This window comes from Aurantiacibacter sp. MUD11, from assembly GCF_026967575.1.
Classification (GTDB): Bacteria; Pseudomonadota; Alphaproteobacteria; order Sphingomonadales; family Sphingomonadaceae; genus Alteraurantiacibacter.
In genome coordinates, this window is record NZ_CP114054.1 from 2,367,535 (window position 1) to 2,379,782 (window position 12,248).

Genomic DNA, 12,248 nt, shown 5'->3' on the forward strand with positions numbered 1-12,248 from the left:
TGCCTTTCGCAATAATGGGGGTTTCGCCAGCGGCTTTGCGCGGTTAGGGATTCCCTGCCTTAAGATTTGAGGAGTGGGAAAATCGTGAACGGAACGAAGATCATCAAGGGGGCGATCCTCGCCTTGGCTTCACTGGCGATGGCGTCCTGCGCATCGGTTGACCGCAGCTACGGCGAGGCCGAAGGCATCAGCGTCACCTCGCTTACCGAACTCCCCGCTCCGGCATCGACCCTGCCGCGGTTTTCGCCAATGGCTGTCGTCGAAGTAACGGTGGCACAGGATGAATCGCTCAGCGGCACCTATGTCATCGACGAAACCGGCATGCTCGACTTCCCGCTGATCGGCGAGGTCGCCGCGCTGGGCCTTTCGCCGACGCAGCTGGCTGCCGTTATCAGCAGCCGCCTGTCGGGCGAGTACGTGATCGAGCCGAGCGTTACCGTCAGCACCATCAACGCGGTGCCGCCGACCGTCTCCATCGGCGGACGGGTGAATGCGCCCGGCACCTATCCCATCGCCAATGCCACCACGCTGATGCGGGCGATCAACTCTGCCGGCGGTTTCGACGATTATGCGCGCTCTGATGACGTCCTGGTCTTCCGCGAAGTTGCCGGTGAGCGTTACATCGGGCTGTTCAACATGGCGGCCGTCATGCGCGGCAACCTGCCCGATCCCGCCCTGTACGAAGGTGACATCGTGATCGTGGGCGACAATCCGGGCGAACGTCGCCTGGACCGCATCCTGCAAATTCTGCCGGCGGTTACGTCCAGCCTCGTGCTGCTCGATCGCATCGGCAACTAGTCCAGAGGTACAATGCAATCGCAAATGGATATGAGCGTGGCTCAGGGCGGGGCCAGCGCTGGCGTGCAACAAATCGATGACGCGTTGGAGCTGTTGCTCCAACGCCTCTGGGCGCGCGCCAAGGAACTGAAGTTCCTGCTGCTTTTCGTGATTGCCGCGACGATCCTGCTGGGCGTCGCCGTGACCTTGCTGCAGACGCCGCAGTACGATGCCACCGCGCGGATCGAGATCAGCCGCCTCGATGTCGGCTCTGCCGGCAGCGACGACGTGCGCTTCGACATGCAGATGCGCGACCGCACCTATTACGAGACCCAGTACGAACTGCTTGGCTCGCGCTTCCTTGCCGAACGCGTGGCCGAGGCCGAGAATTTCGCCCAGGATCCGGTCTTTCGGGAGGCGTTCGGGCTGGAGGAAGGCAACCTGACGCCCCGCCGGATCGCCGGACGCATCGCCTCGACCATCACCATTACACCGATCGAGAATTCGCAGCTGGTGGACATCAACTCCACCTCGCCTTCGGGGGAGATTTCCGCGCGCATCGCCAACGCCTGGGCCGAGCAGTTCCTCGAGGCCAATTACGAAAAGCGCTTTGGCGACACGCAGCTGGCGCGCGAGCGGCTGGAAAACCAGCTCGCCGAATTGCGTGTGGCGCTGGAGGATTCCGAAGCGCGGCTGGCTGCCTATGCCAACCAGAACGAGATCGTCGTCCTCAACTCGGCCGCGACCGAGACCGGGCAGCAACAGGCCGGACAGGAAACGCTTTCCACTTCCCAGCTTTCGGCCCTGAACCAGGCGCTGATCCAGGCATCCCTGCGCCGCATCGAAGCGCGCAGTGCGCTTGAGGCGGAACGCAGCGCGGCCGATATCGACAGCGCCGCCGCCTTACGCTCGCGCCGGGCCGAGGCAGAGGCGCAGCTGGCCAATCTCCGCACCACCCTGGGGCCGCAGAATCCGCGCGTCCTGGCGCTGGAAGCGGAAATCGAGTCGCTCGATCGCGCCATCACCAGTGAAGGCGGCATCATGAACTCCGCACGGCAGGCCGCCTACGAGCGGGCGCTGAGCGAGGAAGCGGAGCTGCGGACGCGTTTCAACGAGGCGCGCGCCCGTTACCTGGCCGAGCAGAATGTCGGTACCGAATACGGCATCCTGCGGCGCGAGGTGGATACCAACCGCGAGCTCTACGACGCGCTGCTGCAGCGCTACACCGAGCTGGGCGTGGGCGAGGCCGGCACCAACAACATGACGCTGATCGAGCGGGCAACGGCACCGGGCAGCCCGAGCGGCCCTTCGCTGATGCGCAACCTGCTCATCGCGCTGATCGTCGCCGCGCTGCTGTCGCTGGCCATCGTCTACGTCTCCGACTTCTTCGACCGCAGCCTGCGCCACATCTCGCAGGTGCGCCAGCAGCTCGGCCTGCCGGTGCTGGGTGCTATCCCGAATGCGGATGCCGACGACATGGTCGGGGAACTGCTCGATCCCAAGTCGCAGCTGACCGAGGCCTATGGCTCGACCAGGACGGCCATGCTGTCCGTGTTGCCAAAGGACGCGCGCCGGGTGATCATGTTCACCAGTACGCGCCCGGCGGAGGGCAAGACGGTGTCTTCGCTCGCCCTCGCGCGCAGCCTGCAGCGTGTCGGCAAGCGCGTGGTCCTGCTGGACCTCGACATGCGCCGCGCCGGCCTGTCGCGCCTGCTGGGCGTGACGTCGAAGACCAAGGGCCTGAGCGAGCTGCTGTCCGGGGCATCTGTCGAGGCCAATATCCTCCATCTCGAGGACCACGGCATCGACTTCATCCCCAGCGGCTCACTGCCCAGCGATTCCGGTGACCTGATCGCTCGCGGCGGCCTGGAACAGCTGATCTCCGATCTGGAGCAGCGCTACGATTACGTCATCATCGATAGCCCGCCGGTGCTCGGCCTCGCCGATGCCGTGGAAATCGGCCATTTGGCGGGTGGCGTCATCTATGCGATGCAGGCCAACGAGACTTCGATCTACGCCATCCGCAACGCCCTGGCGCGCCTGCGCCAGCCCGGCGTGCGCCTGCTCGGCGCGCTGGTTACCAAGGTTGACCATCGCAACGACGAATACGGCTATGGCAGCGAATACGGTTACGGCTACAGCTACGAGCCAAGCGAGGCCTGACGCGCGCGAAGGCTGGCGCTGACAAGGAGGAACGATGCGCAAGATCGCGATCCTGGCACTGGCCACGGTCCTGGCCATCGGTTCCGCCAGCCAGGCCTTTTCCAATGCCGTTGCCGACAGTCAGCCAGCCATCGCCGCCCAGTTGTCTCCCTTCGCCGCGCGGCCGCAGCAGAAGCTGGCCACTTCGCTGATCGAAGCAGGAGCCGAAGACGGCTCGCTGGATGTCAGCGCCGCCTTGCCGCACGCCGAGGCCGCGCTGGATAACGACCTGCTGGCGACCGAGGCGCTGGCCGTCATGGCCTTGGCGCAGGACGATCCGGCGGCGCGCAACACCCTGGTGGATGCGGCACTTGCCGTGTCCCGCCGGGGACGGGTGCTCAATTCGGCGGCCCTGGTGGCTGCCACCGCCAACGGCGATACCGATACCCTGCTTGCCGCGCTCAACCGCTCGTTGCTGCTCTATCCGTCGCAGAAGGAAGCGATGATCCCGCTGCTCGTCGAACAGCTGGCCGACGATCGCATGGCCCCGGCCTTCATCCCGCTGCTGGACACCAATCCCGACTGGGCCGAGGAATTCTGGGTCGCGGTCGGCGCTCGCGAGGAGCTGGCGCAGAACGCTGCCACGGTCCGCCTGGGACTGGCACCCGAAAGCGCCGTCAGCCGCGAATCCGATCGCGCCATCCTGCGCCTACTGTCGCGCACCGGTCGGCTGCAGGAAGCCGCTCAGGTCTATGCCCGACTGCGCGGCGAACAGCAGCTGCCGGCGCAGACCGGAAGCCTTGGGTGGCAGAACACCTATGTGCCTTTCGACTGGCAGTTCTACGACGTGGGCGGGCGCTTCGCGCGGCCGGCGTCGGACGGTGAATCCCTGACGATTTCCGTTCGGGCCGGTTACGGCGGGGTCCTCGCGCGCCGGCTGGTGCGGCTCGATGGCAGCACGAGCTTCTTCGAGGTCACCCATTCGCTGGATCCGGCTTCCACCAGCCGCGTGCGGCTGACGCTGGAATGCCCCGACAGCGATGCGCGCTGGTCGGACACGTTCAGCCGGTCACCCACCGGAATGCGCGTCGATGTCCCGATGCCTTGCGAATATGCGTGGCTGGGCATCGAAGCCCGCGCGACCGCGGGTTCCCAGAATATTTCCGGGCAGATCCTCGACATCAAGCGGATGTAATCGCGCCCGGCGGATTGCCGGTGGGCAATCGCGGCTGCGGATAGCGAATCAGCATGTCATGAAAGGGGTGGCGGAGACGGAGGGATTCGAACCCTCGATACCCCGATAGGGGTATGGTTCCTTAGCAGGGAACTGGTTTCAGCCACTCACCCACGTCTCCGGACCCAAGCGGCAAGGCCCGCGCTATAACGATGCCTATCCAGTGCTTCAAGGCCTGCATTTGCCATTGGCGACGAAAGCTTCGTGCCGGCGCGTGAAGGATTCGGTTCGCCGTAAATCGGATTCGCTTTGCCGCGTATTCATTGCCGCTTCAGCCGCCAGGGATTCTCTTATGCGCTGAAAGGATGCGCCCGCCTGCCCGGGGCGCTGTCGAAGAGGTGAATGATGCGCACGATCCGCAACGCCATCGTCCTGGCCATGCTGCCCGCCGCGGCGGCCCTGGCCATGCCTGCTGCCGCGCAGCAGATCGAGACCGTCGATCCCGATCTGATGATCGATGGCGACCTGATGGAGGATTCCGCCGACCGGCAGGCTCCGGAATTGCCGCGCCAGGGCAGCCCCGCCTACGAGGATGGCGACGACCTGGCCTATGACGGTGCCTACGAGATTTCCGAGGCAAGCCCGCGCTACGAGAGCGGGGCAGTGCTCGAACTGCCGCCGGAAGAGCCGCCGCCGCAGGGCACTACGGTCGACGTGGCGCAGGCCGAGCCGCCTGCCGCCGGGCAGACGACCTATGCCGAGGATGACCTGATCGGCGCTGCCGAAGGCCTGTTCGGACGCGGGGCGGAAGGCCTCGCCCGCCTGATCCAGGATGTCCTTGCGGACCAGGGCGAACCCAACGGCTATATCGTCGGGCGCGAGGGCGGCGGCGCCTTCATCTTCGGTGTCCGCTATGGCTCGGGCACGCTGCACCACGCGGTGGAAGGCAACATGCCCGTCTACTGGACCGGCCCCTCCATCGGCATCGATGCCGGTGCCAATGCGGGCAACACCTTCGTGCTGGTCTACAACCTCTACGATACCGAGGATCTCTACGACCGCTTCCCGGCCGGGGAAGGACAGGCCTATTTTGTCGGCGGGTTCAACGCCAGCTACGTGCGGCGCGGCGATATCGTGCTGATTCCCATCCGCGTTGGCGCGGGCCTGCGACTGGGCGTGAACGCCGGCTACATGCGCTTTTCGCGCAAGCAGCGCTGGTTGCCTTTCTGAATCGCAAAGGCGAACTTCGGCTGCGCATCACAAAACTGTTATTCGCGCTCTTGCGATAGCGGCCTGCTGTCGGCATTGAGCCGACATGCTCGACAGACTCGACCAGCAACCGCCCGATGCCCTGCTCGCCCTCATCAAGCTGTATGAGGCGGACGAGCGGCCCGACAAGATCGACCTTGGCGTGGGCGTCTATCGCACCGCCGACGGCGCCACGCCCGTGTTCGGCGCGATCAAGGCGGCCGAACAGCGGCTGATCGATACGCAGGATTCGAAGTCGTACCTCGGCCCCGAAGGTGACATGCGCTTCGTCCGCGGCCTGATGCCGCACGTGTTCGGCGATGCCGTTGCGGACGATGGCCGGATCGACGGGATGCAGACGCCGGGCGGCACCGGCGCAGTGCGCCTGGCTACGGCGCTGGCCAAGGCTTCCGGCGTGAAGCGCGTGCTCATCGGCACGCCCAGCTGGCCCAACCACGCCCAGATCCTGGCGGACGTTTCGCTGGAGATGGTCGGCTTCAGCCATGCCGCCGCCGACGGTACGCCCGACATGGGTGCCTTGCGCGCGGCGCTTGCCGATGCCGGGGAAGGCGATGCCATCCTGCTGCACGGCTGCTGCCACAACCCCACCGGAATCGATTACAGCGCCGACCAGTGGGACGAGATTGCCGGACTGGTGCGCGACAGCGGCGTGCTGCCCATCCTCGACCTTGCCTACCAGGGCCTCGGCGACGGCATGGAGGCCGATGCCTACGGCGTGCGCGCCGTGCTGCCCGCTGTTCCAGAAGCGCTGGTGGCCTACAGCTGCGACAAGAATTTTGGCCTTTACCGTGACCGTGTCGGCGCCTTCTACGCGATGGGCGCCAGTGCCGAGGACACCGTCCGCATCATGTCCAACGCCGCTGCGCTGGCGCGGGCCAACTGGTCGATGCCGCCTGACCACGGCGGTGCCGCCGTGCGCATGATCCTGGAAGACGAGCAGTTGACCGCCGACTGGCTGGCCGAGCTGGAAGACATGCGCCAGCGCATCCGCCAGGTGCGCGAGAAGCTTGCCGCATCGAGCAATGCCGGCGGCGTGAACCTGGCTCCGCTTGGCCAGCAGAACGGCATGTTCGCGATGCTGCCCGTCAGCAAGGAGCAGGTCCAGCAGTTGCGCGAGAAGCACGGCGTCTACATGGCTGGGTCCGGCCGCATCAACGTCGCCGGCCTCACCATGGGGAACATCGACAAGTTCGTGGCCGCCCTGGCGGACGTAACTGGCTGAATCAGGGACAGTCGCACCGGACGTTTTGCGTCCGTCACCTGTTTCTCTTATGACCGCTCCCTTGGTAAGGCCGAGGGAGAAAGATATGGCTAGCCATTCCAGAGAGGATTACGGGGCGCTGGTGGGTTGGAGCACCGAGAAGATCGGTGATCGCATGACCTTGCGCATGCAAAGTGTCTGCAAGCCGGGGCCGCATCGGCGCGGCGATGTGCATTCGCAATTCTATTTCATGGACAAGCAACAGGCCCTGCAGCTCGGCAATTACCTGTTCGAAATCGCAGGGGAAAGCAAACCGCAGCGGCGGCCGGGCTGGCTGGCCCGCCTGCTGGGTTGATCAGCCGCGCAGCACCTGCATGCGATGCAGGTAGCGGGCGATCGTATCGACTTCCAGATTGACTTCCCCGCCCTGGCGCAGCTCGCCCAGGGTGGTGACATCCGCCGTATGCGGAATGATGTTTAGGCCGAAGCGGACCGAGCCGTCGGGACGGTCCTCGACCGAGTTCACCGTCAGCGAGACACCGTCGACGGTGATCGATCCCTTGGCGGCGATATAGGGCGCCAGCTCGGCCGGGGCGGCGACGGTCAGGCGGGTGGAGCCGCCTTCGGGCTGCCAGTCCTCGATCCGGCCCACGGCGTCGACGTGGCCGGTGACGATGTGGCCGCCCAGTTCATCCCCCAGCCGCAGCGAGGGTTCGAGGTTGAGGCGGGCTTCCGCGCGCCACATGCCCTTGGCCGTGCGCGAAGTGGTCTCGGCCGAGACGTCGACCAGGAAATAGGCATCGCCCGCGCTGCCGCCGCGATCGATCACGGTCAGGCACACGCCCGAACAGGCGATGGAGGCGCCGATGTCGATCGTCGCCGGATCCAGCGGGCAGGCAATCCGCACGCGCAGGTCGCCGCGTTCCTCAACGCTTTCGATGGTGCCGATGGCGGTGACGATGCCGGTGAACATGCGGGACCTTTCCGTCAGGACTTTGCGACTGGCGCGGGGAGATAGACTTCGAGGGTGTCCCTGCCAAGCTGTCGCCTGTCGTGCAGCGTGAAACCTTCGGCGAAAGCCCTGTCCAGGGTGGCGTGGCCGATATCGCCGAGGGCGGGTTTGCCGCCGCCGAGCAGCACCGGGGCACGGTAGATCAGCAGCCGGTCGACCAGCCCGGCAGCCAGGAAGGCCGATGCGGTCTGCGCGCCGCCTTCCACGAAGAGGTACCGCACTCCGTCGAGGCTGGCGATGTCCTGCGGTGAGCGGATGGCCGTCCAGCCCTCGGGCGATTCTCCCGATGTCAGGACCACCCGCTGTGGAGAGCGATCCTCCAGCCCCGCAAGGCGGACATCGAGCCGGGGATTGTCGGCGCGCAAGGTGCCGCCACCGACCAGGATGGTATCGGCGCGCGCGCGTTCGCGATGCCCGTGCGCGCGGGCAGGAGCGCCGGTGATCCACTGGCTCTCTCCATCCGAAGTGGCGATGCAGCCGTCGAGCGACATGGCGAGCTTCAGCGTCACATGCGGGCGGCCCTCGCGGCAGTAGGCGAGGTGGCCCGCCAGGCTCGCCCATGCTTCCGCACACTCGACATAGGCGCATTCGATCCCGGCGCGCTTGAGCTCGGCAATGCCGTTGCCCGCAGTCCGCGCATCCGGGTCTTCGGCCCCGTAGAACAGTCGCGCGAGGCCCGATTGCGAGAGCAGGCTGGCGCAGGAGGGTCCGCGCTCGGACCGGTGCGCGCAAGGCTCCAGCGTGACATAGGCGGTGGCTCCGCGCGCCGCCTCTCCGGCCATGTCGAGCGCAACCGCTTCGGCATGGGGGCGACCGCCGGGCAGGGTCCAGCCACGCCCGACGACCTTGCCGTCCTTCACGATGATCGTGCCGACCCCCGGGTTGGGGCTGGCCAGTGGCCGCGCTCGCTCTGCCAGAGCGGCGGCGGCGGCCATCCAGCGGGCGTCGTCAGCTTCCGGCAGCACGCGCGCAATATTCCTCGACTGAGAGGGCGATTTCCTCCGGCGTCGGGCCGGTGTCTTCGGGCGCTTCGGCGGCGCGGCGGGCTTCGATCTCTGCCTCCATCTCGTCGACATCGATGAAGGTCGCGCGTCCCAGCGCCTTGTACATCTCGCGCCGTCGTTCGGCGCTTGCGTCGAGGCGCGCCTGCAGTTCGTCCTTGAAGGCCTGGTTGGCGCAGTTGGACGCGATAATCTCTGCCTCGCTACGGCTTTCGTCCAGCGTGGAGATGTACATTACCTCCGGCCGTTCGGGCTTCACCCGCTCGCTATCGGGGATAAACAGCATGAAGACGCAGAAGGTGGCGGCCACGGCGACGCCGAGGATCGGCCACCGATGCGGCGTCGGCTGTTTCCACTGCTGGTGGAAATCCTCGACCGCGCGGCGCGGCGAAACTCGGCGGAAAAAGCCCTTCATGCAGCCTGAATAGGGACGCGCGCGCGCTTTCGCCAGTGCTGCCTAGCCAAATGCGGCGTAGAGCGAGCGGCCTTCGCGCTTCAGCCAGCCGTCGGCGTCCTCGATCCGGCCATCGAACAGGTTGCCCAGCAAGGCGTGGAAGGCAGGCGAATGGTCGAAATGGACCAAATGCGCGACCTCGTGCGCGACGACCGAGCGGCGCACGAGATCTGGCGCCATTACCAGCCGCCAGTTGATGCGGATGCAGCGCCCCCGCTTGTTGTCGCCCGAACACGATCCCCAGCGCCGCTGCGCGCGCGACAGGCGCAGGTCCGGCTGCGGCAATTCGGCGCGATCACAATAGAAGGCGAGGTCGTCACTCGCGAGCCGCAGGGCTTCCCCCTCAAGCCAGCGCTGCACCCGTCCCGCCAGCCGATCCGCCGGTCCGCCGACCCGCAATTCGCTGCCGTCGAGCACCGGCTTGCGCCCCGCCGATGCATGCCATGCGATCTGCAGCTCCTCGCCGCGATAAGCCACGATTTCGCCGTGGGCGATGCGGGCGGGCTTGGGAACCTTGGCCAGCTGCACGGCGAGCCAGTCATGCCGGGCCCTGGCGAAGGCGAGGGCATCGAGCGTGCGCCCCCAGGTCGGCAGGGTGATCCGCACTTCGCTGCCGTCGGGTGCCAGCCGCATGGTCAGGCGCTTGGCGCGGGCGTGACGGCGAATGGCGATAGGCAGGGTGCGGCCATCGATTTCGATGGCGGGATCCTGATGGTCCTTGTGCAGCCAGTCGATCATCCGGTGCCATCCTCCCACTCGACCACGTGGTGTTCCAGCGGACCGGCGACGGTCTCGCTGATGCAGCGCCCGGCGACGCAGGCACCCGCCTGCAACATGGCATCGCGACTGCCGGTGAGCAGGTGGTGCCACTCGGGCAGCGGCTTGCCCTCCGCCCGGCGGCGGTAGGCGCAACTAGCCGGCAGCCACGGTACTTCGCGCACCAGCTTGGGCGTCAGGCGCAGGCAGTCGGGCACGAAGGCCTTGCGATGGCGATAGTCGCGGCAGCGCGCTGTGCCGGTGTCGAGCAGCTTGCAGGCGACGTTGGTCTCGGCGATTTCGCCGGTGTCCTCGTCTTCCAGCTTGTGCAGGCAGCAGCGCCCACAGCCATCGCACAGCGCTTCCCACTCGGCCCGGCTGAGATCGGCCAGGTCAAGTTCCCAGAAGCGCTCCCTCAGCGCACCCATTTTTCCAGTTCCGCGGCCACGGCATCGGGCGACTGTTCGACCGGGATCAGCGCCATCGGCTGCCCTTCACGATCGACCAGATAGCCCGCCCGCGAATGGTCCATCAGGTAACCACCCGCCTCGCTCTCCTCGAGCTTGGTGTAATAGGCGAAGAAGCTCGCGGCCGCCGACTCGATCTGCTCGGGCGAGCCGGTGAGGCCGATCACGTCTTCCGAAAAGGCGGCGGTATATTCGCCCACCTTTTCCGGCGTGTCGCGCGCCGGGTCGATGGTGATGAAGATCGGCTGCACGTCGTCGGCCAGGTCCGGATTGGCTTCGGCGAAGCGATTATACCCCTGCACCATGCGTTGCATGTCGAAAGGGCAGATGTCCGGACAATAGGCGTAGCCGAAATAGATCAACTGGTAGCGCCCGGCGAAATCCCGGTTGGTCACCTGGTTGCCCTGTGCATCGACAAGGTCGAATTCGCCGGTCAGCGCACTGCCGTACAGCGGCGCATCTTCCAGCGCAGGTTGATCGACGCCGCTGCCACAGGCAGCCAGCGCAAGGGCGAGGGAGGCGGGAAAAACAGCCGAAATGCGTGCAGGCATGACGTAGCGTTCATGCTCTGCTAACGCGCAACAGGCAAGCAGAGTCCGGCACATGCACGGGGCTTTTGCGCACTTAATTGATACAGGAGTACGAGAAGTGGCTCGCGTCACCTTTCGCAATATCGTCTTCACCGCTGCCGCACTGGCCCTTGCCGCACCTGCCGCAGCGCAGTTCTATTCTGACGGCTACCTCTTTCTCGAAGCGGTGAAGGACCGTGAGGGCGACGAAGCGACCGAGCTGCTCAACAAGCCGGGTTCCACCGTCATCAACGCCCGCGACCTGACTTCCGGCGAGACCGGCCTGCACATCACCGTGGCTCGCCGGGACATTACCTGGACCAACTTCCTGCTGCAGGAAGGGGCCAACCCCAATATCGCCGACAATTCCGGCCGCACCCCGCTGATCGCGGCGGCGCAGGTGGGTTTCGTCGAGGGGGTGCGGTCGCTCATCGCGCATGGCGCGCGTGTCGACGTGGCGAATCGCACGGGTGAAACGCCGCTGATCTTCGCCGTTCTCTCGGGCAATCTCGACCTGATCGAGGTGCTGGTGACCAACGGCGCCGATCCGGACCGGGCGGACAACACGGGACGCTCGGCGCGTGAATATGCGTCGCAGCCGGGCGTGTCCTCGCGCGTGCTCGCCGCGATCGAGAACAACGAATCGGACGCCAACTCGGGCGGCGATCGCATCTACGGCCCGGTGTTCTGATGGCCGACCTCGCCTTTGCCGACATGACGCTGGACGAGCTGCGCATCGCGCTTGCGCCGGAAATCGCGGTCGCGGCGATGTTCGACGGCTGGAGCGACGCCGCGCTCGTCTCGGCTGCGGAGACGGTCGGAGTCGATCCCGCTGTCGCGCGGCTCGCCTACAAGGGCGGCCCGATGGACATGATCGATGGCTGGGTGGCCTCGATCGGCGCCAAAATGGAAGCGCATTTCGCGGACGGGCGGCTCGAGAACATGAAAATTCGCGACAAGATCCGCGAACTCGTGCTGTTCCGCCTCAACGCTATCGCCGGGCTGGAAGAATCGCTGCGCCGGGCGATGTCGATCCAGGCCATGCCGCAGAACGTGGCGACTGCATTGAAGCAGGGCTGGTCCAGCGCGGACAAGATGTGGCGGCTCGCCGGTGACACGGCGACCGACTACAACCACTACACCAAGCGGGCGATCCTCGGTTCGATCTACGGCGCGACGCTGGCCGTGTTCGTTGACGACGATAGCGAGGACAAGGCGGAGACGAGGGCTTTCCTCGATCGCCGGATCGATAACGTGATGAGTTTCGAGAAGGCCAAGGCGCAGCTGCTGGGCGGCAATCGCGAGCACTTCGACCTTGCCCGTTTCCTTGGTCGGCTGCGCTACCCGCAGGACTAGGACGCTTTCGCGCCAAGCTCTTATTGATAATCAGTTGCAATTGGCTGGAGCCTCTGGCACCGGGCATTGC

At 66.0% G+C, this 12,248-nt stretch carries 14 protein-coding genes and 1 tRNA gene; 8 read left to right on the forward strand and 7 right to left on the reverse strand.

The features are described 5' to 3' along the window. The first annotated feature begins 84 nt into the window (after nt 1-84). The 3 genes from OZN62_RS11705 (at nt 85) to OZN62_RS11715 (ending at nt 4,114) form a co-directional block, all read left to right on the forward strand. On the forward strand, nt 85-798 hold the full coding sequence (locus tag OZN62_RS11705; protein WP_269099957.1) for a polysaccharide biosynthesis/export family protein: 714 nt from the start codon (nt 85-87) through the stop codon (nt 796-798). 63 nt (nt 799-861) lie between these two features. Next, entirely contained in the window at nt 862-2,940 is a 2,079-nt protein-coding gene (locus OZN62_RS11710) for a GumC family protein (protein ID WP_269099958.1), read from the forward strand. 34 nt (nt 2,941-2,974) lie between these two features. Beyond that, nucleotides 2,975-4,114: a hypothetical protein gene (locus tag OZN62_RS11715; protein ID WP_269099960.1), complete on the forward strand. Its 1,140-nt coding sequence runs from the start codon at nt 2,975-2,977 to the stop codon at nt 4,112-4,114. Between the two features lie 68 nt (nt 4,115-4,182). On the opposite strand, the gene OZN62_RS11720 is transcribed toward OZN62_RS11715, so the two are convergent. Further along, a tRNA-Ser gene (locus tag OZN62_RS11720) sits at nt 4,183-4,274 on the reverse strand. A gap of 221 nt (nt 4,275-4,495) precedes the next feature. Between OZN62_RS11720 and OZN62_RS11725 the strand changes: the two genes are divergently transcribed. The 3 genes from OZN62_RS11725 to OZN62_RS11735 all read left to right on the forward strand — a co-directional run bounded on the left by OZN62_RS11725 (nt 4,496) and on the right by OZN62_RS11735 (nt 6,918). Beyond that, nucleotides 4,496-5,323 (forward strand): DUF1134 domain-containing protein, encoded by an 828-nt coding sequence (locus OZN62_RS11725; protein WP_269099962.1) that lies wholly within the window; start codon nt 4,496-4,498, stop codon nt 5,321-5,323. Between the two features lie 85 nt (nt 5,324-5,408). Further along, nucleotides 5,409-6,584, forward strand: coding sequence for an amino acid aminotransferase (locus OZN62_RS11730; RefSeq protein ID WP_269099963.1), 1,176 nt, complete (start codon nt 5,409-5,411; stop codon nt 6,582-6,584). A 49-nt stretch (nt 6,585-6,633) separates the two neighbouring features. After that, the gene (locus OZN62_RS11735) at nt 6,634-6,918 is read left to right on the forward strand and encodes a hypothetical protein (protein ID WP_269099965.1); all 285 of its coding nucleotides are present in this window, start codon (nt 6,634-6,636) and stop codon (nt 6,916-6,918) included. Here the strand turns inward: OZN62_RS11735 and OZN62_RS11740 are convergent, their stop codons facing one another. From OZN62_RS11740 to OZN62_RS11765, 6 genes are read right to left on the reverse strand one after another with little or no spacing between them, the layout of a single operon-like run. After that, on the reverse strand, nt 6,919-7,536 hold the full coding sequence (locus OZN62_RS11740) for a riboflavin synthase (protein ID WP_269099967.1): 618 nt from the start codon (nt 7,534-7,536) through the stop codon (nt 6,919-6,921). Nucleotides 7,537-7,550: 14 nt separating this feature from the next. After that, complete coding sequence (gene ribD / locus OZN62_RS11745) at nt 7,551-8,540, reverse strand: bifunctional diaminohydroxyphosphoribosylaminopyrimidine deaminase/5-amino-6-(5-phosphoribosylamino)uracil reductase RibD (RefSeq protein ID WP_269099968.1); 990 nt, start codon at nt 8,538-8,540, stop codon at nt 7,551-7,553. Then, complete coding sequence (locus OZN62_RS11750; protein ID WP_269099970.1) at nt 8,524-8,991, reverse strand: hypothetical protein; 468 nt, start codon at nt 8,989-8,991, stop codon at nt 8,524-8,526. Before OZN62_RS11750 ends, ribD begins: the two co-directional genes overlap by 17 nt. A 42-nt stretch (nt 8,992-9,033) precedes the next feature. Next, nucleotides 9,034-9,768 (reverse strand): M48 family metallopeptidase, encoded by a 735-nt coding sequence (locus OZN62_RS11755; RefSeq protein WP_269099971.1) that lies wholly within the window; start codon nt 9,766-9,768, stop codon nt 9,034-9,036. Continuing rightward, on the reverse strand, nt 9,765-10,214 hold the full coding sequence (locus tag OZN62_RS11760) for a YcgN family cysteine cluster protein (protein WP_269099973.1): 450 nt from the start codon (nt 10,212-10,214) through the stop codon (nt 9,765-9,767). The genes OZN62_RS11755 and OZN62_RS11760 overlap by 4 nt, the downstream gene beginning before the upstream one ends. Continuing rightward, entirely contained in the window at nt 10,202-10,804 is a 603-nt protein-coding gene (locus OZN62_RS11765) for an SCO family protein (protein ID WP_269099974.1), read from the reverse strand. The genes OZN62_RS11760 and OZN62_RS11765 overlap by 13 nt, the downstream gene beginning before the upstream one ends. Nucleotides 10,805-10,901: 97 nt before the next feature. Here OZN62_RS11765 and OZN62_RS11770 point away from each other — a divergent pair, with 97 nt between their 5' ends. Both OZN62_RS11770 and OZN62_RS11775 read left to right on the forward strand, forming a co-directional pair. Continuing rightward, complete coding sequence (locus OZN62_RS11770; protein ID WP_269099975.1) at nt 10,902-11,513, forward strand: ankyrin repeat domain-containing protein; 612 nt, start codon at nt 10,902-10,904, stop codon at nt 11,511-11,513. After that, entirely contained in the window at nt 11,513-12,178 is a 666-nt protein-coding gene (locus tag OZN62_RS11775) for a COQ9 family protein (protein ID WP_269099976.1), read from the forward strand. Before OZN62_RS11770 ends, OZN62_RS11775 begins: the two co-directional genes overlap by 1 nt. Nucleotides 12,179-12,248 lie beyond the last annotated feature (70 nt).

Coding starts and splice junctions, on each gene's coding strand:
- OZN62_RS11715 (WP_269099960.1), top strand. CDS start 2,975: ATGCGCAAGATCGCGATCCTGGCACTGGCCACGGTCCTGGCCATCGGT.
- OZN62_RS11725 (WP_269099962.1), top strand. CDS start 4,496: ATGATGCGCACGATCCGCAACGCCATCGTCCTGGCCATGCTGCCCGCC.
- OZN62_RS11730 (WP_269099963.1), top strand. CDS start 5,409: ATGCTCGACAGACTCGACCAGCAACCGCCCGATGCCCTGCTCGCCCTC.
- OZN62_RS11735 (WP_269099965.1), top strand. CDS start 6,634: ATGACCGCTCCCTTGGTAAGGCCGAGGGAGAAAGATATGGCTAGCCAT.
- OZN62_RS11740 (WP_269099967.1), bottom strand. CDS start 7,536: ATGTTCACCGGCATCGTCACCGCCATCGGCACCATCGAAAGCGTTGAG.
- OZN62_RS11750 (WP_269099970.1), bottom strand. CDS start 8,991: ATGAAGGGCTTTTTCCGCCGAGTTTCGCCGCGCCGCGCGGTCGAGGAT.
- OZN62_RS11755 (WP_269099971.1), bottom strand. CDS start 9,768: ATGATCGACTGGCTGCACAAGGACCATCAGGATCCCGCCATCGAAATC.
- OZN62_RS11760 (WP_269099973.1), bottom strand. CDS start 10,214: ATGGGTGCGCTGAGGGAGCGCTTCTGGGAACTTGACCTGGCCGATCTC.
- OZN62_RS11765 (WP_269099974.1), bottom strand. CDS start 10,804: ATGCCTGCACGCATTTCGGCTGTTTTTCCCGCCTCCCTCGCCCTTGCG.
- OZN62_RS11775 (WP_269099976.1), top strand. CDS start 11,513: ATGGCCGACCTCGCCTTTGCCGACATGACGCTGGACGAGCTGCGCATC.